1 protein-coding gene is annotated in these 510 nt (G+C 44.3%); it reads right to left on the reverse strand.

Annotated elements, in window-relative coordinates:
- On the reverse strand, positions 1-510 hold a 510-nt coding region (locus ACVBIL_RS20660), incomplete at both ends, for a BCCT family transporter (protein ID WP_447168798.1).

A 510-nucleotide genomic window follows, 5' to 3' on the forward strand; every position in this document is an offset into this window, starting at 1 on the left:
GTGTTTTGTACAAATGCTTGCAGTAGCTCAACTGTAGAGCCAAATAGTAATACACATAGGAGTAACAATACCGCAAGCACTAGGTTGAGCTCACTTAAACGTTTAACGCCTTTGTCTAAACCTGAAAACACCGAAACCGTCGCAATCAGACATACACCGATAATCAAAGCCACTTGCACAGTGCTATTAACCGGCACATCGAGTAAGTAATTAAGGCCTGAGTTTAACTGTAATACACCAAAACCAAGTGATGTAGCCACACCGAACATGGTACCTAGCACCGCAAAAGTATCTACAGCATGACCAATTGGACCATAAATCTTGTCACCAATCAGCGGATACAATGCACTTCGTGGCAGTAGAGGAAGCTTATGTCGATATGAAAAGTACGCCAAACTCAATGCAACAACCGCATAAATTGCCCAAGCATGAATACCCCAGTGGAAGAAAGTGATCTTCATGGCGTCTTTTGCCGCTTGAATCGTCATTGGGTCGGCATCGGGGGGAGAC

The sequence above is a fragment of the Shewanella sp. 125m-7 genome, assembly GCF_052977045.1.